Annotated in this window: 18 protein-coding genes and 2 pseudogenes; 9 read left to right on the forward strand and 11 right to left on the reverse strand. The window is 67.8% G+C overall.

The annotated features are described in order from the left end of the window. Positions 1-301, reverse strand: a pseudogene (locus tag A5625_RS17960) (hypothetical protein); the annotation flags it as partial. Between the two features lie 65 nt (positions 302-366). On the opposite strand from A5625_RS17960, the gene A5625_RS17965 reads away from it, so the two are divergent. After that, positions 367-1572 (forward strand): MFS transporter, encoded by a 1206-nt coding sequence (locus A5625_RS17965; protein ID WP_066996776.1) that lies wholly within the window; start codon positions 367-369, stop codon positions 1570-1572. A gap of 11 nt (positions 1573-1583) precedes the next feature. Here the strand turns inward: A5625_RS17965 and glp are convergent, their stop codons facing one another. The 3 genes from glp to A5625_RS17980 form a co-directional block, all read right to left on the reverse strand. Next, positions 1584-2798, reverse strand: coding sequence for a gephyrin-like molybdotransferase Glp (gene glp / locus A5625_RS17970; protein ID WP_066996841.1), 1215 nt, complete (start codon positions 2796-2798; stop codon positions 1584-1586). Positions 2799-2817: 19 nt separating this feature from the next. Next, positions 2818-3756 carry an SDR family NAD(P)-dependent oxidoreductase gene (locus tag A5625_RS17975; RefSeq protein ID WP_066996844.1) on the reverse strand — a complete coding sequence of 313 codons (939 nt, stop codon included), beginning with the start codon at positions 3754-3756 and terminating at the stop codon, positions 2818-2820. Between the two features lie 137 nt (positions 3757-3893). Then, a complete protein-coding gene (locus A5625_RS17980; protein WP_066996779.1) occupies positions 3894-4952 on the reverse strand; it encodes an alpha/beta hydrolase in 1059 nt (352 codons plus the stop codon). A gap of 99 nt (positions 4953-5051) precedes the next feature. Here A5625_RS17980 and A5625_RS17985 point away from each other — a divergent pair, with 99 nt between their 5' ends. Further along, a complete protein-coding gene (locus A5625_RS17985) occupies positions 5052-5660 on the forward strand; it encodes a TetR family transcriptional regulator (RefSeq protein ID WP_066996847.1) in 609 nt (202 codons plus the stop codon). 419 nt (positions 5661-6079) lie between these two features. Here the strand turns inward: A5625_RS17985 and A5625_RS17995 are convergent, their stop codons facing one another. Beyond that, positions 6080-6574 (reverse strand): cupin domain-containing protein, encoded by a 495-nt coding sequence (locus A5625_RS17995; RefSeq protein ID WP_066996785.1) that lies wholly within the window; start codon positions 6572-6574, stop codon positions 6080-6082. Positions 6575-6603: 29 nt separating this feature from the next. On the opposite strand from A5625_RS17995, the gene A5625_RS18000 reads away from it, so the two are divergent. Continuing rightward, positions 6604-7302 (forward strand): M24 family metallopeptidase, encoded by a 699-nt coding sequence (locus A5625_RS18000; protein WP_066996788.1) that lies wholly within the window; start codon positions 6604-6606, stop codon positions 7300-7302. Here the strand turns inward: A5625_RS18000 and A5625_RS18005 are convergent. Further along, complete coding sequence (locus A5625_RS18005) at positions 7299-8213, reverse strand: SDR family NAD(P)-dependent oxidoreductase (RefSeq protein ID WP_066996792.1); 915 nt, start codon at positions 8211-8213, stop codon at positions 7299-7301. The genes A5625_RS18000 and A5625_RS18005 overlap by 4 nt on opposite strands. Positions 8214-8316: 103 nt before the next feature. Here A5625_RS18005 and A5625_RS18010 point away from each other — a divergent pair, with 103 nt between their 5' ends. From A5625_RS18010 to A5625_RS18020, 3 genes are all read left to right on the forward strand, one after another. Then, positions 8317-8883 (forward strand): TetR/AcrR family transcriptional regulator, encoded by a 567-nt coding sequence (locus A5625_RS18010; protein ID WP_066996795.1) that lies wholly within the window; start codon positions 8317-8319, stop codon positions 8881-8883. A 185-nt stretch (positions 8884-9068) separates the two neighbouring features. Continuing rightward, on the forward strand, positions 9069-10694 hold the full coding sequence (gene groL / locus A5625_RS18015) for a chaperonin GroEL (RefSeq protein WP_007768358.1): 1626 nt from the start codon (positions 9069-9071) through the stop codon (positions 10692-10694). Between the two features lie 155 nt (positions 10695-10849). Next, positions 10850-11674, forward strand: a complete 825-nt coding sequence (locus A5625_RS18020) for an SDR family oxidoreductase (protein ID WP_066996799.1) — start codon at positions 10850-10852, stop codon at positions 11672-11674. On the opposite strand, the gene A5625_RS18025 is transcribed toward A5625_RS18020, so the two are convergent. The 4 genes and pseudogenes from A5625_RS18025 to A5625_RS18040 all read right to left on the reverse strand — a co-directional run bounded on the left by A5625_RS18025 (position 11663) and on the right by A5625_RS18040 (position 15198). Beyond that, positions 11663-12226 (reverse strand): carboxymuconolactone decarboxylase family protein, encoded by a 564-nt coding sequence (locus A5625_RS18025; RefSeq protein ID WP_066996802.1) that lies wholly within the window; start codon positions 12224-12226, stop codon positions 11663-11665. The two genes, A5625_RS18020 and A5625_RS18025, sit on opposite strands and share 12 nt — an antisense overlap. A 130-nt stretch (positions 12227-12356) precedes the next feature. Beyond that, positions 12357-12752, reverse strand: coding sequence for a hypothetical protein (locus tag A5625_RS18030; RefSeq protein ID WP_066996805.1), 396 nt, complete (start codon positions 12750-12752; stop codon positions 12357-12359). Positions 12753-12892: 140 nt separating this feature from the next. After that, a pseudogene (locus A5625_RS18035) lies at positions 12893-13429 on the reverse strand (PPE family protein); the annotation flags it as partial. A 38-nt stretch (positions 13430-13467) separates the two neighbouring features. After that, positions 13468-15198, reverse strand: coding sequence for an amidohydrolase family protein (locus A5625_RS18040; protein ID WP_066996808.1), 1731 nt, complete (start codon positions 15196-15198; stop codon positions 13468-13470). A gap of 82 nt (positions 15199-15280) precedes the next feature. Between A5625_RS18040 and A5625_RS18045 the strand changes: the two genes are divergently transcribed. Both A5625_RS18045 and A5625_RS18050 read left to right on the forward strand, forming a co-directional pair. Further along, a complete protein-coding gene (locus tag A5625_RS18045; RefSeq protein ID WP_066996811.1) occupies positions 15281-15799 on the forward strand; it encodes a mycothiol transferase in 519 nt (172 codons plus the stop codon). Positions 15800-15809: 10 nt separating this feature from the next. Beyond that, entirely contained in the window at positions 15810-16664 is an 855-nt protein-coding gene (locus A5625_RS18050) for a hypothetical protein (protein WP_066996814.1), read from the forward strand. Positions 16665-16673: 9 nt separating this feature from the next. Here A5625_RS18050 and A5625_RS18055 read toward each other — a convergent pair whose 3' ends face one another. Beyond that, the gene (locus A5625_RS18055; RefSeq protein ID WP_066996817.1) at positions 16674-18404 is read right to left on the reverse strand and encodes a cytochrome c biogenesis protein DipZ; all 1731 of its coding nucleotides are present in this window, start codon (positions 18402-18404) and stop codon (positions 16674-16676) included. Positions 18405-18525: 121 nt separating this feature from the next. On the opposite strand from A5625_RS18055, the gene A5625_RS18060 reads away from it, so the two are divergent. After that, positions 18526-19212 (forward strand): TetR family transcriptional regulator, encoded by a 687-nt coding sequence (locus A5625_RS18060; protein ID WP_156748332.1) that lies wholly within the window; start codon positions 18526-18528, stop codon positions 19210-19212. The last annotated feature ends 45 nt before the right edge of the window (positions 19213-19257 follow it).

Below are 19257 nucleotides of genomic sequence, written 5' to 3' on the forward strand. Positions count from 1 at the left end.
GCCTTGACGTGTGGAATATGGGCAGCCCACGAGGAAAACACCAGACCGTGCGCGACGAATACGGCGGTGCCCGCGGGGGGTGGCGGAAGAAGCCCGCGCAGGCTCCGGCGGCCAGCAGGCCGGCCCATCGCACCCATCGGTGGTTGCGGCCGAGCAGGGCCAGCGCCAGGCCGGCGCCGATGAACGGCCGCCCGGCCGGATGCACCGGCGGAACGGCGGACCGCACCAACTCCAGCGCGTGCTGCGGGCTGAAGCCCGGGTCCTGAGCAGAGGGGCCGATAGTGCGGGGGCGTCGTGCCACGCGGCCATCTTACGGAGCCCGCGACTGATTCGTAGACGCCCGCAGAGGGAACGCCCACCTGCGACATGCAATTGAACGATCGGCGGGCAACCCACGTGCGCCGGGCGAAAGTCGCGGTCACCGCCGTATTCGTCGCGCACGGTCTGGTGTTTTCCTCGTGGGCTGCCCATATTCCACACGTCAAGGCCGAGCTTGGCCTCTCCGATGCGGCGCTCGGCACCGCGCTGTTCGGTGCGCCGCTGGGGTCGGTGGTCGCCACGCTGCTCAGCCATTGGGCGCTGCCCCGCTGGGGCAGCCACCGGTTGATCCCGGTCACGGTGGCCGGCTATGCCGCGGCCGGGATGACGGTGGGCCTGGCCACATCCGGGGCCTGGCTGTTCGCGGCGCTGGCGCTATGGGGCCTGTTTCAGGGTGCGCTGGACGTCGCGATGAACACCCAGGCCGGCACGGTCGAGCGGCTCGCCCAGGCGCCGATCATGGCGCGGTTTCACGGCATGTGGAGCGTCGGGACCTTGGTGGGGGCCGTGATCGGTGCGGCCGGCGTGGCTCTCGGCGTCAGCCTGACCGTCCAGCTGACGGTGCTGGGCCTGGTCGTGGTGATCGTGGTGGAAACACTGACCCGTCGCCTGATCCCCGACCGGGCCGACGGCTCCGCCGCGCCGGGGCAGGCCCGCGGTGGCCGGGCCTGGATGACGCCGACGGTGGCGATCCTGGCGGCCGTGTCGTTCGCATCGTTTCTGTGCGAGGGCGCCGCCACCGACTGGTCGGCCAATTACCTGCGCAACGTCATCGGGGCCGGCCCGAGCGTCTCCGCGTTGAGCTATGCGGCCTACACCTTGACGATGGTCGTCACCCGGTTCGGCGCACCACGACTGCAGGCGCGGGTCTCCAGCCGCCGGTTGTTGCCGGCGCTGGCGCTGCTGGCCGTCGTCGGCATGAGCGTGACGCTGGCCAGCGCCAACGCCGCTATCAGCGTGCTCGGCTTCGCCGCGTTGGGCGCCGGCGTGGCGCTGCTGGTGCCCACCGCATTCAGCGCGGCCTACGGCACGAGCGGCGCCGGATCGGCGATCGCCATCGTGGCCGCCACCGGTTGGCTCGGTTACCTGCTCGGCCCACCGCTGATCGGCCACCTGTCCGGGCGGGTGGGCTTGTCGGCGGCCCTGGTCAGCATTCCGGTGATGATGTCGCTCGTCGGCATCGCCATCCGCGTCACCCCGGCGGTGGACAAGGCCGACGAATTCCATCGGGACGTGGCGACGCCCGCCGCGTGAATGCGGTTGGGCTAGCGCAGATCCCAGACCTGCAGCTGGGTTCCCTCGGGCACTTCGACGACGTCTTCCGGGATATCCAGCAGCCCGTTCGCCGAGGCCAGCCACCGCAGGTGATGCGACGCCGGCGGCCCGTAACTGGTGACCGTGCCGGCGTCGTCGTTGAGCACCGCCCGCCGGAATTGGCGCTTGCCGCGCGGTGAGGTCAGCGACTCGGCCAGGACAGCGGTGCGGTGCGGACGTTCGGGGTCCGGCAGGCCCATGGCCCTGCGCAGCGCGGGCCGGATGAACACCTCGAAGGACACCAGCGCGCTGACCGGGTTACCGGGCAGCGTGACGATCGTCGCGCCGGCCACCCGGCCCACGCCTTGCGGCATGCCCGGCTGCATGGCCACCTTGACGAATTCGACACCCTGGTCGCCGTCGCGGCCGAAGGCGTCTTTGACCACTTCGTAGGCGCCGGCGCTGACGCCGCCGCTGGTGATGATCAGGTCGACTCGGTTTTTCGAGCCCGCGTACTGGTCGATGATCGAACTGAATTGGGTCACATCGTCTTCGGCGGTCGCGACGGCGACCAATTCCGCCCCGGCATCCCGAACCGCCCCGGCCAGCATGATCGAGTTGGACTCGTAGATCTGCCCCGGCCGCAGCGCGGTGCCGGGCGTCACCAGTTCCGATCCGGTCGAGACCACCAGCACCCGCTGGCGCGGAATCACCGACAGCTCGGCGATCCCCAGCGCCGCGGCCAGGCCGAGCACGGCCGGCGACACGACCTGGCCCCGGCGCAAGACGGTGGTGCCGGGGGAGACGTCTTCACCCGCGCGCCGGATGTGCTTGCCGGGTTCGCGCGGAGCGCGGATCGACACCGACTCCACGCCGCCATCGGTGTCTTCCACCGGCACGATGGCCGTCGCCCCGGCCGGCAGCGGCGCGCCCGTCATGATCCGGTGGGCCGTGCCGGGTTGCAGCGTCAGCTCGTCGGTGCGCCCGGCCGGAATGTCCTCGGCGACCGGCAACACCACCGGGTGTTCGGGTGTGGCGCCCGAGGTGTCCTCGGCCCGCACCGCGTAGCCGTCCATCGCGGAGTTGTCGAAGACCGGCAACGCCAGCTGCGCCACCACGTCCTGCGCCAGCACCTGGCCCTGTGCCTCGGTGAGCGCAACCCCGACCGGCGGCCGGGCCCGGATCAACTCGGTGACGACCCGCTGATGTTCGGCGACTGAGCGCATCGGTGCCATTATCCGCGCGTCAGACCGGGAAGCTGACGCCGGTGAGATCTTCGGAAACGGCCCACAGCCGACGTTGCAACTCTTCGTCGTGGGACTGGGCGCTGGATTCGACCAGCTTCGGGCGGCCGTGCTGCTCGAGGAAGCCGTCGGGCCCGTAGTACTGCCCACCCTGGACGGCCGGATCGGTGGCAGCCCGCAGCGTTGGCAGCGCGCCCATGGCCGGGCTCTGGAACAGCAACGGCCCCAGCAAGGCTTTCACCGGCTGGAAGATGCCCGGCACGTAACGGGCCAGCTCGGTGTTGGAGCCGCCCGGGTGGGCGGCGACGGCGATGGTCTTCGCGTCGTCCTTGGCCGCCAGCCGGCGCTGCAGCTCGTAGGTGAACAACAGGTTGGCCAGCTTGGACTGGGCGTAGGCGGCGATCCGGTCGTATCGCCGCTCCCACTGCAGGTCATCGAAGTGAATTGCGGCCCGGAACCGGTGACCGTTGCTGCTGACCGTCACCACCCGCGAATCCCGTACCCCCAGCAGGTGCTCGAGCAGCAGCCCGGTCAGCGCGAAGTGGCCCAGATGGTTGGTGCCGAACTGCAATTCGAACCCATCCTTGGTGACCTGCTTGGGTGTCCAAATCACCCCAGCGTTGTTGATCAGCAGGTCGATGCGCGGGTAGGCCGCGCGCAGCGCGTCGGCGGCCGAACGCACCGCATCCAGGGAGGTCAGATCCAGCTGCTGCAGCGTGACATCCGCGCGTGGGCTGGCCGCGACGATGCGCGACAGCGCCGCATTGCCTTTCTCCAGGTTGCGAACCGCGAGCACGACGTGGGCGCCGCGATAGGCCAGCACGGCTGCCGCCTCATATCCGATGCCGGTGTTCGCGCCGGTGACGACGACGACGCGGCCGCTCTGATCCGGGACGTCGCCCTCCGACCATTTGCGGTTGTCTTTGTCGTTGGAAGCCATGGCCCAAAACATACTCATTCGGAGTCCACGGCGCCGGGTCGGGCGACGGTGCTGCCGACGGGCCGTTGCGCAGTCCGCGAAGAAAAAACGTTATCCAGACGGCGATTTCCCGCGACTCGGCAAACTCGCAAGCTGCGTCATCGCGTCGCTGCCAGCTGCGCGCGCAACCAGGAAATGACCTTCGGCACCACCTCGGGCGCCTTGCTCATAGCGACATGGCCGGTGCCCTCGATCAGGTGCACCTCGGTGTCGCGGCGGCCCCGGAAATCCAGGGTGTCAGATTGCGGGATGAAATAGTCGTCGGCCCCGTTGATCACCAGCATCGGTGAATTATCTTGCCGGGCAAGCAGTTCCACGCGATTCAGCCGCTGCATGCCGGCGCTGAGCTCGTCGAGGGTGGGGGAGTGGCCCCAGTGCATGGCGTTGCCCAAGATGTCGTGCATGCCGTAGGGCAGCTTGCTCAGATTCTCCGCACCGAAAGCCGCGACCACCGGGCCACCGAGATCGACTGCGGCGTCGACGATTCCGGTCAACCCGGACATCGCGGCGAAGTTTCCGCCGAATGATGCGCCGAAGTGAGCGACTCGGCCGTCGCCCAGCGTCCGGGCGTAGGCGGCCAGCCCGCGGATCACCTCGTCGGCATGCTCGTCGAGCGGGACCGCCGTCTCGCCGGTCCCGGGATGGTCGAAGGCCATCGTGGTCACACCCGCGCCCTGGGTGAATCCCACCCACCACGGGTGAATGTCCATCTTCCAGGTATCCACCCCGCCGCTGGCGATCAGCACCGGTCGAGATGCATAGTCACCGTCAGCGGAATACAGGTGCACGGGCACCTCGACGGACCCGTCGCGGTAGGCGACGGTGAGGATGCGCCGCTCGAAGCGCACTGGAAAACCGTTGGCCGCCAATTGAAACTGTTCGAGTTGGTGCTGCATTGCCTTGGTCCGGGCCGGGTCGGTGAGGCAGGGAAACTTGGCGCACCCGTAAACCAGGGCCGCCATCCGGTGGTCCCCGCGTTCGGCGTATTCGCTTGCCAGCTGGGACCATTCGTAGACCCAGCCACCGGGTGCGTCGGTCCACATATTGTCGACGGCTGAGCGAACTCGTTCGATGTCTGCGCGCGGGATGCCGAACTTCTCGAACTGATCGGTGCGGTCTTCGAACATGGCCCCGGGGTCGACGTTGTAGCTGTACATGATGGCCTGCTCCTCATTTTCACGGACCGTTGAAACTAGTCTCACGCTACGTTGAAATAAGTCTCAACGCAAGAGGAAATTCACGCTATGATGAAACTTATGCCGAAGAGACCGTTAACACCGGGTCCGCGGGACGAACGCGGGGTGCTGGCCGCGCGGATTGTGGCCGCCGCCCGTGAGGAGTTCGCCGAAAACGGCTGGGCGGGAACCACCATCCGGGCGATCGCCCGGACCGCCGGCGTCGATCCCGCGCTGGTCTACCACTACTTCGGGTCCAAGGGAAAGCTGCTTGACGCGGCGACGAACCCGCCGCAGAAATGGCTGGACAACGTCGCCAAGGCGTGGGCTACGCCGGTGGATCGGCTGGGCGCCGCGGTGTTGACGCTGATGCTGAACAGCTGGGCCGACGAGGAGATCGGGCCGACGCTGCATGCCATCCTGCAGACCGCGGCGCACGAATCGACCACCCGGGAGAAGCTGCGACGCGTCATCGCCGGCAGCCTGATGGGCGTGGCATCGCTCGGCGCCGACGAACACGAGCGACTGGTCCGCAGCGGCCTGATCGCCTCGCAGACAATCGGCCTGGCCCTGATGCGCTACGTGTGGAAGATCGAGCCCATCGCATCGATGAGCGAGGAAGAGGCGATCGCAGCCATCGGTCCCAATCTGCAGCGCTACGTCGACGGCGATCTGACCGGCGCGACCTGAGGCTTCAAGGCCCGTTTATCGAACGAACGATTTGCGCGGACGTCGGCCCGACATGCGCGCCACCCGCGGCCGTCGAGTCATCGCCGGCGGTGCCAGCGACAAGCGTGCCTGGGCCCGATCACGCAATCCACGCCCGCCGCGTTGATAGCCGCTCACCCGGCTACCGCGTTCGGGTACGGCGACCGGCGCCGGAAGGCGCGGCCGAAAGTCCGGCGTGCTGCGCGGTTTTCGCCGTTTGACCCGCAGGCTGATCATCACCGGAGCGCTCATCGACCAATCGATTCTCTGTCGCATCCAGGCCGCAGCCCGCTTCGACGGCTTCCTCGTCCGCACGGCCACACCCTACGCCGGTAGCCGTCACGGCGGCAGCAAACCTCAGAAACCTTACAGCAGAGCGAATTTCGGATTAACGCAAGGGTTTACTGCACCCAGAAATTATCGTGGCGGATGAACCATTCCCGGCGTTCGTCGTCGGTCATATCCCCCAGGGCCGCAAGGCCTTCGAAGTAGGCCTCGCGGGGTGCCCCGGGCGCGAACAACATCAGGATGGATGCCGGTTCGTCCGCCTCGTTGCGGAAACCGTGCACGCCGCCGGGCGGCACGTAGAGAAAGTCGCCTTGATGGCCGTCCGTCCACTGGGTGCCGTCGTAGAGCTTCATCGTCCCGGACAAGACGAAGAATGCCTCGGACATGGCGCGGTGGAAATGCGCCGGTGGTCCGCCGCCTTCCGGGGCGATGTCGACCCGGTAGAGCCCGTAGTCGCCGGCGGTGTCCTGTTGGTTGGCCAGGTAGTGGTACTTGACCCCGGACGTCTCGTAGTCCGGTGGCTGATCGGCCCGCTTGAGCCAGGCGCTGATCTCCGGTTCGTCCTTGGTGTATCGGGCCGGCGGATAGGGCGGAACGACGAGCGACATGACTCCAGTGTGCGCATAGCATCGCCAGTGTGGACCTATCGACCGCCGAAGATGTTCGCGTGCAACGGCTGCTGGACGCCGAACGCAAAGCCGCGCAACTGTTCGACGAGATCGAGCGGCGGGCCATGATCCGCCCCGGGCTGGCCGAGAAGGAGCTCTCTGACGAGATCCACGACCTCGCCGGGGAGATGTTCGGGGTGACTCGGCACTGGCACCGGCGGATCGTGCGGGCCGGGGAGAACACGCTGCAGCCGTTCCAGGAACGTCCGCCCGACCGGGTGATCGTCGACGACGACATCGTCTTCCTCGACCTGGGCCCCATCTTCGAGGAGTGGGAGGCAGATTTCGGGCGAACGTTCGTGCTCGGCGACGACCCGCACAAGACGGCCCTTCGTGATGCGCTGCCACGGGTTTGGCAGGCCGGCCGCGACCACTTCGCGAGCCATCCCGAGATCACCGGCGCCGAGTTGTTCGACTACGTGGTCGGGGTGGCCGGTGCTGAGGGCTTCGAGTGGGGCAGCCGGATCGCCGGCCATCTGATCGGCGAGTTCCCGCACAAGAAGATCGCCGGCCCCGGCGTCGAGTGGATCATCATGCCCGGATCGACCAAGCCGATGCGCCGCACGGATCCGCGCGGCCGCATCTGCCACTGGATTCTCGAGATTCACCTGGTCGACCGCCCGCGCGGCTTCGGTGGCTTTTACGAGCAGCTGCTCGACCTGCCCTAATCGAGGGGATAGACGACCCCGGTGAGCTGCTCGGAGACCGCCCACAGCCGGCGTTGCCGGTCGACGTCGTGCGACTTGGCACTCGAGCCCACCACTTTCGGGTAACCCCGCGTCTGGCCGCGGCCGTCAGGTCCGTAGTACTGCCCGCCGAGCACCGCCGGGTCGGTGGCCGCGCGCAGGGTGGGCAGCGCGCCGATGGCCGCGTTCTGGGCAACGAGCGGTGCGAGCCGCTCGAAGGCGACGACCAGCGGGCCGGGCATGTTGCGCATCAACTCGGTGTCCGACATGCCGGGGTGCGCGGCCGCCGCGATCGTCGTGCCGTGCGGGGCGAGTCGCCGTTGCAGTTCGTAGGTGAACAGCAGGTTGGCCAGCTTGGCCTGCCCGTAGGCGGCGACTCTGTTGTAGCGGCGCTCCCACTGCAGATCATCGAAGTGGATGTCCGCCATGATGCGGTGTCCGACGCTGCTGACCGTGACGATCCGCGAGCCGGCGACCGGCAGCAGCCGGTCCAGCAGCAGGCCGGTAAGGGCGAAGTGACCCAGGTGGTTGGTGCCGAACTGCAGCTCGAAGCCGTCCTTGGTGTTCGACTTCGGCGTGTACATCACCCCGGCGTTGTTGATCAGCAGGTCGATGCGGTCGTGCGCGGAGCGCAACTGCTCGGCGGCGGCCCGGACGGACGCCAGCGACGTCAGGTCGAGCTCCTGCAGGGCGACGTCGGCATGCGGGCTCTGGGCGGTGATGCGGGCCGCGGCGTCCTTGCCCTTGTCGAGGTTGCGCACCGCCAGCACCACATGCGCGCCATGGTCGGCCAGCGCCAGGGCGGTTTCATAGCCCAGCCCGGTGTTGGCTCCGGTGATGACAGCGACCCGGCCGGTCTGGTCGGGAATGTCCGCGGTGGTCCACTTGGCCATGAGAGGCTCCCTTGAACTTGTAGAGTAAACGGGGCGAGCGCTCCGGATGACTGTTGACTATACGGAACGCACGCCCCGCTTTGTCAACCGCCAAGGGGAACAGATGGCGCAGCCCGAACGGCGGTTGCGCGCCGACGCGGCGCGCAACCGGGCGCGCGTGCTGGAAGTCGCCTACGACACCTTCGCCGCCGAAGGCCTCGCGGTACCCATCGACGAGGTCGCGCGGCGCGCCGGCGTCGGGGCCGGCACCGTCTACCGGCATTTCCCGACCAAGGAGGCGCTGTTCGCCGCCGTTATCGACGACCGGATGCGGCACCTGGTCAGCGACGGCTATGCGCTGCTGGAATCCGTCGGACCCGGCGAGGCGCTGTTCGCCTGCCTGCGGTCGATGGTGCTGAACTGGGGCGCGGCGAATCGCGGCCTGGTCGACGCACTGGCCGGCTTCGGCATCGACATCGCCACCGCCGCCCCCGACGCTGAGGACGCTTTCTTGGCCATGCTCGACGAACTGCTGCAGGCCGCGCAGCGCGCGGGCACCGCGCGCCCAGACATCGGAGTCAGTGAAGTGAAGGCGATCATGGTCGGATGCCAGGCGATGGAGGCCTACAACTCGGACTTGGCCGAGCGGGTGACCGACGTCGTCGTTGACGGCTTACGCGCTGGGCGATAGGCGCTGACCTCTTCTTGCACTCGACATAGGCGAGTGCTAAGAATGACTTGGCACTCGCGACCAGCGAGTGCTAGGTCGGGACGGTGAGGCCAGGGCCGCGACAAGCGGGAGACACCTAGCCGTCCGTCGCGGGCACTGCACCCGGCCAGAACGTGTCATCCCCAATCCGGAGGAATCACTTCGCAATGGCCAAGACAATTGCGTACGACGAAGAGGCCCGTCGCGGCCTCGAGCGGGGGCTCAACGCCCTCGCCGACGCGGTAAAGGTGACGTTGGGCCCCAAGGGCCGCAACGTCGTCCTGGAGAAGAAGTGGGGCGCCCCCACGATCACCAACGATGGTGTGTCCATCGCCAAGGAGATCGAGCTGGAGGACCCCTACGAGAAGATCGGCGCCGAGCTGGTCAAGGAAGTCGCCAAGAAGACCGACGACGTTGCCGGTGACGGCACGACGACGGCCACGGTTCTGGCCCAGGCGTTGGTCCGCGAGGGCCTGCGCAACGTCGCGGCCGGCGCCAACCCGCTGGGTCTGAAGCGCGGCATCGAGAAGGCCGTCGAGAAGGTCACCGAGACCCTGCTCAAGTCGGCCAAAGAGGTCGAGACCAAGGACCAGATCGCTGCCACCGCGGCCATCTCGGCGGGCGACCAGTCGATCGGCGACCTGATCGCCGAGGCGATGGACAAGGTCGGCAACGAGGGCGTCATCACCGTCGAGGAGTCCAACACCTTCGGCCTGCAGCTCGAGCTCACCGAGGGCATGCGGTTCGACAAGGGCTACATCTCGGGCTACTTCGTCACCGACGCCGAGCGTCAGGAAGCCGTCCTCGAGGACCCCTTCATCCTGCTGGTCAGCTCCAAGGTCTCCACCGTCAAGGACCTGCTGCCGCTGCTGGAGAAGGTCATCCAGGCCGGTAAGCCGCTGCTGATCATCGCCGAGGACGTCGAGGGCGAGGCTTTGAGCACCCTGGTCGTCAACAAGATCCGCGGCACCTTCAAGTCGGTGGCCGTCAAGGCCCCCGGCTTCGGTGACCGCCGCAAGGCGATGCTGCAGGACATGGCCATCCTCACCGGTGGTCAGGTCATCAGCGAAGAGGTCGGCCTGTCGCTGGAGAGCGCCGACGTCGCCCTGCTGGGTAAGGCCCGCAAGGTCGTCGTCACCAAGGACGAGACCACCATCGTTGAGGGCGCCGGTGACTCCGACGCCATCGCCGGCCGGGTGGCCCAGATCCGTAGCGAGATCGAGAACAGCGACTCCGACTACGACCGCGAGAAGCTGCAGGAGCGTCTGGCCAAGCTGGCCGGCGGTGTTGCGGTGATCAAGGCCGGAGCCGCGACCGAGGTCGAGCTCAAGGAGCGCAAGCACCGCATCGAGGACGCGGTCCGCAACGCCAAGGCGGCCGTCGAGGAGGGCATCGTCGCCGGTGGTGGCGTGGCCCTGCTGCACGCGACCCCGTCTCTGGACGAGCTCAAGCTCACCGGCGACGAGGCGACCGGCGCCAACATCGTCCGCGTGGCGCTCGAGGCTCCGCTGAAGCAGATCGCCTTCAACGGTGGTCTGGAGCCCGGCGTTGTGGCCGAGAAGGTCCGCAATTCGCCCGCCGGTACCGGCCTGAACGCCGCCACCGGTGAGTACGAGGACCTGCTCAAGGCCGGCGTCGCCGACCCGGTGAAGGTGACCCGTTCGGCGCTGCAGAACGCGGCGTCCATCGCGGGGCTGTTCCTGACCACCGAGGCCGTCGTCGCCGACAAGCCGGAGAAGGCGGCCGCTCCGGCGGGCGACCCGACCGGCGGCATGGGCGGCATGGACTTCTAAGTCCGCGTCTCAGCACGGGAAAGCCCGGCCCCCAGAAGGGGCCGGGCTTTTTCGTTGCGGCGGCGAGTCCGCGTTTGCCGAGTGTGAAGCCAGCCGCACATTCGACGCCGAGTGTGCGGCCAGGTTCACACTCGCCGGTTCGGTAGCGTCAAACCGTGGCCCTTCCGACTCCCTCACCCGCCAGTACCGCTGTCGTCACCGGCGCGTCGTCGGGCATCGGCGCCGACATCGCGCGCGAATTGGCCGACCGCGGTCACGGCGTGACACTGGTCGCCCGCCGCGAGGACCGACTGCGCGCGTTGGCCGACGAACTCACCGGTCGGGTACGCGTGGAGGTGATCGCCTGCGACGTCGCCGATCCCGCCGCCCGGGCCGGTCTCCTCGAGGAGGTCGGCCGCCGCGGCCTGACCGTCGACATCCTGGTCAACAACGCCGGCGTCGGCACCATGGGTTCGGTGACCAAAATGCCCGTCGACGACGAGATCGCCCAGGTGCGAGTCAACGTCGAAGCCGTCATCGATCTGACCACCCGCGCGGTCCAGCAGATGGTGCCGCGCGGCCGCGGCGCGATCCTCAACGTCGGCTCGACCGCGGGTTACCAACCCTTTCCGGGGCAGATCGGCTACGCGGCCACCAAGGCGTTCGTCAACAACTACACACAAGGGCTGCGCGGTGAACTCGCCGGCACCGGCGTCACCGTCGCGCTGCTGTGCCCGGGACCGGTGCGCACCGAGTTTGTGCAGAGCGCCGGTATGGACGAGCGAGATTTCGCCGATGCGTTCCCGAAGTTCATGTGGAAGCCGTCGCGTGAGGTGGCGCGCGCCGGAGTCGACGCGCTGGACCACGACCGCGGAACCGTGATTCCCGGGCTGCCAAGCCAAGTCAGCACCCGGCTGTTTCAGTTCATGCCTAGGCGAATCCTGTTGCCGCTATTGAAGAATCAGCACCCCAGCCTGCGCAGGGACCGCTCAGCGCACTGACCCGGGCCACGGCCGCATCCAGCCCTCCACCGGAAGCGCGAGCGCGTTGCACAGCGTGCAGATGGTGCGGTACCAGCCGACGGCCGTGAGCAATTCGATGCGCTGTTCATCATCGAGGTCGCGACCCAGCGTGCACCATGTCGCCTCCGACCACGAGCCGGTGCGCTCCAATTCGTCCACCGCCTCGATCAGTGTGCGCTCCGCCGGGCTCCACCGCGGGTCGGCCGGGCCGCCGGTGACCAGCGCGTCGCACTCGTCGTCGCTGACGCCCGCGATCGGACCCCAAAACGCCGCCTGGCCGCCCCACTCGTATTCGCAGCCCAGCAGCGCGCAGCTGCGAAGGATGGCGATGGTCCGGGTTCGGGCTGGCAAAAGCGCTGCGACATAAAGGGATTCGCCGAGCTTGCGCAGCTTCGAGGCCAGCGCCGGATGACGCTGCAGGCAGCGCACCAGCAGCAGCGGCTCATAAGTGCGGTCGGGGTGACCCCAGCTGTTGATGCCAACGGCATCTTCTTCGCTCCACGGCGGGGCGAGCGGTGCGACGCGGCTCACGGATGAGACTGTACGGGCCTAGCCCCGATGGCGGCGACCCGCAGCGCCCGGCTTCGCCGCGCTTGCGATCGCCGCTAGCCCCGATGGCGGCGACCCGCAGCGCCCGGCTTCGCCGCGCTTGCGATCGCCGCTAGGCCGGCAGCGAGAACACCACGCAGTCGTGCAAGCAGCCCTTGGCCGCATCCGGGGAATCGGCGTCGCGGTGCAGCAGCGCGCGAGTGGGAACCACACTCAGGCGGGCGGTTTCGTCGCCGGCCTCGGTCACGTCGGCGCGGCCGTCGACGATCAGCGAGTAGCCGCCCGGTTCGCGCGGCGGCCACAACAGCGTCACGTCGGAGCGGTGAGCGAGGTTGTTGCGGGTACGCCCACCGATGAGCCCGACGTCCAGGATGGCGTCACGCAACTGCGGCTCGACCGTCACGGTGTGCACGCGGTAGTCCTCGTCGACCGTGACCAGGTACGCATAGGGGTAATCGACAAGCGCGTCGGCCAGCGCTTTCAGATCGACCTTCTTCTTGGTGCGCATGGTCTTCCAGGATAGGCCGAACGGGGCCCGCGTTACTGCGGCGACGAGGGCCGCAGGAATCCCGCGATGCGCGACGTGTAGCCGCGGGCAACGGTGCCGGAGCCGGCCGGGCGCGTGACGGCGGTGTTGGCATTGGAGAAGCCGAGGTTCTGCAGCACCTGATTCCAGGGCGGCAACTTGGCCACGGCCGCCGACGCGTCGGCGTGGTAGCCGAACATCGCCGCCACGTCAGAAGCCCACATCTGTTCGTATGCCGCTTCGATGTCGGCGATTGCCGGGGTGTTCTGACCTAGATGATTGTTGGCCGCCAACGCCGCGACCAAGGCACGATTGGCCGCCACCACGGCGGGCTGCACCGTGGCCGCAAGGGCAACCTCGAACGCGGTGGCGATGGCAGAGGCCTGGTGGGACACCTCTTCGGCCTGTGCGGCCGCTGCGCTGAGCCAGCTCACGTATTGGGTGGCCACCGACATCATGGCCGCCGACGACGCGCCCTGCCATGATCCGCTGGCCAGATCTGTCGTGACCGAAGAAAAGGACGATGCCGACGACGCCAGCTCCTCGGCCAGCCCGTCCCATGCCGCCGCGGCAGCAAGCAGCGGCCCGGGACCAGGACCGGAAAAAATTAGCGCCGAGTTGACTTCTGGCGGCAACCACGCAAAATGCGGGTTCGTCACGGACCCAACTTAGCTGGCATATGCCACTTTTGGTGGCGTTATCGCGAGGGTACGGGGACGGGCCGGCGGCCACGGACCAACTTGCCTGGACGAGCGTCGGTGGGCACGCCGTTTTCGGCGATCACTTCCCCGGACACGATCGTTGCCACGTACCCATCGGCGGTCTGGTCCAGCCGCCGCCCCCCGGCCGGCAGGTCGTAACTGATGATCGGCTTGTGCAGCCGCAATGCGGCGTGGTCGATAATGTTGAGATCGGCCTTGTAGCCCACCGCGATCCGGCCGCGATCACCCAGCCCGGCGATGCGGGCCGGCACCGAGGTGAGCTCGCGAACCGCCTCGGACACGGTGAACCGTCCGGCCTTGCGGTCCCGTGCCCAGTGCGTCAGGAAGTAGGTCGAGTAGCTGGCGTCGCAGATCATCCCGTAGTGCGCGCCGCCGTCACCGAGGCCGAGCACCACGTCGTCACGGTGCAGCAGTTCCCCGACGGTGTCCAGTGAGTTGTTCTGCAGGTTGCTGGTCGCGACCAACAGCATGGCCCGGCCGTCGTCGTCGAGCAGCCGGTCGTAGGCCTCCTCCATCGGATCCACGCCGCGGGCGCGGGCGCGGGCGCCGATGCTGGTCGACGGGTCGGGCTCGTAGTCGGGGTCCTCGCCCAGCGGGAAGATCCAGTCCCACATCTGGGCCACGTACAGGATCGGGTGGCCCTGGCCGGGCTTGTCGGCCAGGATGCGGGCGCGGACCTCGGGCTTGCGCATCTCGACGACCCGCTCGGCCAGCGGCAGGTGCGCGATCTCGCGGTAGCTGGGGTAGAGCACGAACGGATTGGCGGTCAGTTGCAGCCCGATGATCAATCCGATCGGGCGCGGCAACAGCTGCGCGGTGATGTCGCCGCCGGCGGCGTTCGCCTTCTCGATCATGGTGATGGCGTCCGGCCAGGACGGGTCACCCGAGTTGGCGACGACGAGGGTGAAGGTGACCGGCAGCCCGACGTCCTCGGCGACATCGAACACCGTCTGCAGCACCGGCTGGTAACCGCCCGCCGGGATGTCGGGAACGAACTGCAGCAGCCCGCCGCCGCCGTCGACCACGCCGCGGGCAATCTCCTCGATCTCCTCCCGGGCGGCTTCGTAACTCGGGATGGGCGAACCGCTTTCGGTCTTGTGGATGGTCAACCGCGAGGATGCGAAGCCCAGCGCGCCGACCTCGATCGCCTCCTTGGCCAGTGCCCGCATCTTCGCCAGGTCGTCCTCGGTGGCCGGCTCCCGGTCGGCGCCGCGCTGACCCATCACGTACACCCGCAGCGGCGAGTGCGGCAGATACGCCGCCACGTCGATGTCCCGCTTGCCCGAGTCGAGCGCGTCCATGTATTCGGGGAAGGTTTCCCACGTCCACGGCAGGCCGTCGGTCATCACGACGCCGGGAATGTCTTCCACACCGGCCATCACGTCGACAAGTACGTCATGGTCGGACTGGCGGCAGGGCGCGAAACCGACCCCGCAGTTGCCCATCACCACCGTCGTCACCCCGTGCGCCGAGGACGGCGTCAGGCGTTCCGACCAGATGGACTGGCCGTCGTAGTGGGTGTGCAGGTCGACGAAGCCCGGCGTGACCAGCAGCCCGGTTGCGTCGATCTCCCGCCCGGCACTCGCGCCGTTGAGCTCGCCTACCGCCTGGATGACGTTGTCTTGCACCGCCACGTCACCGACATACGGCTCGCCGCCAAGCCCGTCGACGATGGTGCCATTGCGGATGATGAGGTCGTAAGTCATCCAAACAATCTACGACCGTTGCGGTGGGTCGTGCCAGGCTCGTCGCGTGATCTCCCCGGCGTCCTCCCGTAGTGTCGCCAGTATGGCCAGCACCGACGATGCCGCCGTTCTGCAAGAGCTTCTGCGCGACGCGTTCACCCGGCTGATCGAGCACGTCGACGAGATCACCGATGGCTTGACCGACGAAGAGTCCGGCTACCGACCGGCCCCGAACGCCAACAGCATCGCGTGGCTGATCTGGCACAGCGCGCGGGTGCAGGACATCCAGCTGGCCGATGTCGCCGGTGTCGAGCAGGTGTGGCTCCGCGACGGGTGGGTGGACCGGTTCGGATTGGACCTGCCGCGCAACGACACCGGTTATGGGCACGGGCCCGATGACGTGGCTAAGGTGAAGGCGCCCGCGGACTTGCTGTCCGGCTACTACCACGCGGTGCACAAGCTCACGCTGGAATACATCGCCGGGGTGACCGCCGAGGAGTTGACCCGCGTGGTGGACACCAACTGGGATCCGCCGGTGACGGCCAGCGCGCGATTGGTCAGCATCATCGACGACTGCGCCCAGCACCTCGGGCAAGCCGCGTACGTGCGGGGGATTCAGTAGATTCGCAGGCGTGCGATTCGCGGCGACGGTGTTGTTGTGGCTCATCACCACGCTCGCGCTGGCGGTGGCGATCCCCGCGGCGTGGACGCAGCTGCATGTCGTTGACCCCGACGGCTACGCCGCGATGGCGCAAAATGCGGCGACCGATCCGGCTCTGCAATCCGCCATGGCGGCCGAACTGAGCACTCGGGCAATGACTCTCATCGCCGAGCGTGGCGAGGGCCGCTACCCGGTCGACAGCTCGGAGGTGCAGGAGGCAGCCGGCGCCTTCACCGCCGGGCCGGCGTTTCCGCCGCTGTTCGCCCAGGCGAACCGTGCCGCGCACGGCTGGTTGTTCAGCGACCCGGGGGCCGGCGACAACGGCAATCAATGGGCGGTCGACGTGGCGCCGATGCTCAAGGACGGTTCGATTCAGCCGCTGTTGGTTCGGCACAACGTGACAGTGCCCGCGAAAATCACTGTCCCGCTGACGGTTTCGGTGCCCAAGTCGATGCGGCAGGGACGGCTGAGCCGGCTGTCCACCTGGGGTCCGTGGGTGAGTGTGGGCGCGGTGGCGCTGTGCGGTGTGTGCGCGCTGCTCACGCTGGCCGCTGCCCGCCGCCGCGGCAAGGCGCTGAGCAGCCTGGGCGTCTCGGCGTTGCTCGTCGGTGCGGGCGGATGGGCGGGCATCGAGGTCGCCGGTCGTTACATCGACGGTGCGCTCAACCGCACCACCGGCAACGTCCGCCGCGCCGCCGAGGTGATGGTCGAACATGCCGAAGCCGGTCTGCACCAATGGCTTAACGCCACGTTGCTCACCGGCGCCGCCCTGGTCGCCCTCGGTGTGGTCGTCGCAATGCTGGGCAGTCTGGCGAAGAAGTCTTGAGGTCGCGGGCTAGCCGAACGTGAACGAGAACACCTGCAAACCTTTACTGACCTGCATGTCCAACTGATCGCGGTGCGCGGTGTCATCGGCGACGATTCGGTGCAGCGTGGGTGCGCCGCCGATCGGCGTTGTGGTCGTCTTGCCGTCCCGGGTCACGGTGAGGGTGCCGGTGCCGCCGACGACGGCGTAAACATCTTTCGCGGTGTAGTTAAGCCGGATGGCGGAGTCGTCGCCGTCGGCGGTGGCTCCCTGGTCGTCCAATGTCCAGCGGCCGCGCAGGGCGAACTTGTCGTCGGCCAACTTCGGCGGATAGTTCAGCGTGGCCGCGCCGGCTTTGTAATCCGTTCCGCCGCCGTAGTTTCCGGCCTTGTCGACGCCCAGATAGGTCTCTGGGGTGAGCCTGGTCTGCGGAGTCAGGTCCGCCGAATTGGCCGGCGCGGGTAGCTGAACGCCGGGGTGGGCGTCGGCGAGAAGCTCGCGGATCACTTTTTCGGTGCCTTCGTAGTCGCTCTCACCGAACTTGGTATGGCGTACTTGGCCTTTCGCATCGATCAGGTACTCGGCGGGCCAGTACAGGTTCTGGTAGTTGTTCCACGTCGCGTAGTCGTTGTCCAGCGCGATGGGATAGCTGATGTGCAGGTCTGCGGCGCCGCTGGCCACGTTGGCGGGCACCCGCTCGAAGGCGTACTCCGGGGTGTGCACCCCGATGACGAGAAACCCGCTGTCGCGATATCGGTTGTACCACTCGATTACGTGTGGGATGGCACGCTGGCAGTTGATGCACGAATAGGCCCAGAAATCGATCAGGATCACCTTGCCCTGCACCGCTGCGGGGTCGAGCGGTTTGTCGTCCGGGGTGTTGAGCCACCCGGTGATGCCGGTGAGGGCGGGCGCCGGTCCGCACTGTTGCAACTCGGCCGAACCGCTGGAGCAGTCGGCAAGCGTGCCGTTCATGGTGGTGCCCGGCCGGCTCAGCTGCAGGCCGCTGCCGTGGCCTGGCTGGGCCATCGGCTCCGGACCCAGGCTGCGCTCGATGTCGTTGGCCCCCAACTTGTTCTGCATTGCCGTCGTGTAGTCGGGAACGGCGCGCTGCAGCATCGCCGGCAGGTTGAACACCAGCGCCACCGCCAGCACGATCATCGCGATGCCGCCGGCGATCTGAATTGCGCGCTGGCGGCGGCGGAACGCGGCCACCCGCTCGGCGACGCGACGCCCGGCCAGCGCGAAGGCCAGTAGCGGCAACGCGTTGCCGACGGCGAAGGTCGCGGTCAACACCAGCGCACCGGGGCCGATCGACGAGGTCCCGCCGGCTACCACGATGGCGGCCAGCACCGGCCCCGCGCACGGCACATACAGCGCACCCAACGTCAGACCCAGGCCGAAACCATCGGCGCCAGAGCCGATTTGGCGCTGCGGGAAGTACGCGAACGGCCGCTCGATCAGATGCTGCACCACCGGGAAGATCAGGCCCAGGCCGATCAGAGTCAACACCACCAGGGCGGCCCAACGGATCGCGTCCTGCGGCAGGTGCAGCGCGGTCAGCAGCGCCGAACCGATCAACGTCGCCAGGCTGAAGCTGCACACCAGGCCGGCGATCACCAAGTAGGGCCGCGCCGTGGAACTCACCCCGCGGGTGCTGCCCGCGCCGGACAGCAGAATCACCGGAAGCACCGGCAGGATGCATGGCGAGATACCCGTGATCAGGCCGCCAAGAAACCCGATCAGCGCGATGGTCTGCATGGGCTACTCGAACGGATTCACTGGGCGGCACACGATGGGCATGGTTACACCTTTACCTGGTTTGGCCCCGGCGAGTGGCGCGCGACAAATCACGCCATGTGCGTTATGCAACTCACACAATGTGCGTTACGCTCGGCCGGTGGCGCAACTAACATTCCAGCGCGCCCGCACTGAGGAGAAGAAGCGCCAACGTGCGGAGGCCCTCGTGGAAGCCGCACGCTCGCTGGCCATGGAGACAGGTGTCGCTTCGGTCACCCTGACCGCGGTCGCCAGCCGCGCTGGAATTCACTATTCGGCGGTGCGCCGCTACTTCACCTCGCATAAGGAAGTTCTGCTGCACCTGTCCGCCGAAGGCTGGGTTCGATGGTCGAATACCGTGTCGGACAAGCTTGCCGCGCCGGGCGCGAAGTCACCCTCTCGCATCGCCGAGACACTGGCCGAAGCCCTGGCCGAGGACCCGTTGTTCTGCGACCTGCTGGCCAACCTGCATCTGCACCTGGAACACGAGGTCGACGCGGAGCGGGTCATCGAGGTGAGGCGGATCAGCACCGCCGCCACCCTCTCGCTGGCCGATTCGATCGGAAGCGCGCTGCCCGAACTCGGGCGATCCGGCTCACTCGACATCCTGTTGGCGGCGTACTCCCTGGCGGCCACGCTGTGGCAGGTCGCGAACCCGCCGGAGCAGCTGACCGATGTGTACGCCGAAGAGCCGGAAGTGGTTCCGCCCGAATGGAATCTGGACTTCGCATCCGCACTTACCCGCCTGCTGACGGCCACCTGCATCGGCCTCATCGCGGAATCCTCATGAACTCAGAAAGGAGGCCCGAGCGCGTGGCTTGGCGAACTGCAACCG

The organism is Mycobacterium sp. 1465703.0 (assembly GCF_001672975.1).
Taxonomy (GTDB): Bacteria; Actinomycetota; Actinomycetes; order Mycobacteriales; family Mycobacteriaceae; genus Mycobacterium.

What these genes read in the sequence shown, in the direction of transcription:
- A5625_RS18030 (WP_066996805.1), bottom strand. Translation starts at nt 12,752, where the DNA reads ATGCGCACCAAGAAGAAGGTCGATCTGAAAGCGCTGGCCGACGCGCTT.
- A5625_RS17995 (WP_066996785.1), bottom strand. Translation starts at nt 6,574, where the DNA reads ATGTCGCTCGTCGTTCCGCCCTATCCGCCGGCCCGATACACCAAGGAC.
- A5625_RS18045 (WP_066996811.1), top strand. Translation starts at nt 15,281, where the DNA reads ATGGCCAGCACCGACGATGCCGCCGTTCTGCAAGAGCTTCTGCGCGAC.
- A5625_RS17980 (WP_066996779.1), bottom strand. Translation starts at nt 4,952, where the DNA reads ATGTACAGCTACAACGTCGACCCCGGGGCCATGTTCGAAGACCGCACC.
- A5625_RS18005 (WP_066996792.1), bottom strand. Translation starts at nt 8,213, where the DNA reads ATGGCCAAGTGGACCACCGCGGACATTCCCGACCAGACCGGCCGGGTC.
- A5625_RS17975 (WP_066996844.1), bottom strand. Translation starts at nt 3,756, where the DNA reads ATGGCTTCCAACGACAAAGACAACCGCAAATGGTCGGAGGGCGACGTC.
- groL (WP_007768358.1), top strand. Translation starts at nt 9,069, where the DNA reads ATGGCCAAGACAATTGCGTACGACGAAGAGGCCCGTCGCGGCCTCGAG.
- A5625_RS18010 (WP_066996795.1), top strand. Translation starts at nt 8,317, where the DNA reads ATGGCGCAGCCCGAACGGCGGTTGCGCGCCGACGCGGCGCGCAACCGG.
- A5625_RS18055 (WP_066996817.1), bottom strand. Translation starts at nt 18,404, where the DNA reads ATGCAGACCATCGCGCTGATCGGGTTTCTTGGCGGCCTGATCACGGGT.
- glp (WP_066996841.1), bottom strand. Translation starts at nt 2,798, where the DNA reads ATGCGCTCAGTCGCCGAACATCAGCGGGTCGTCACCGAGTTGATCCGG.
- A5625_RS18040 (WP_066996808.1), bottom strand. Translation starts at nt 15,198, where the DNA reads ATGACTTACGACCTCATCATCCGCAATGGCACCATCGTCGACGGGCTT.
- A5625_RS17985 (WP_066996847.1), top strand. Translation starts at nt 5,052, where the DNA reads ATGCCGAAGAGACCGTTAACACCGGGTCCGCGGGACGAACGCGGGGTG.
- A5625_RS17965 (WP_066996776.1), top strand. Translation starts at nt 367, where the DNA reads ATGCAATTGAACGATCGGCGGGCAACCCACGTGCGCCGGGCGAAAGTC.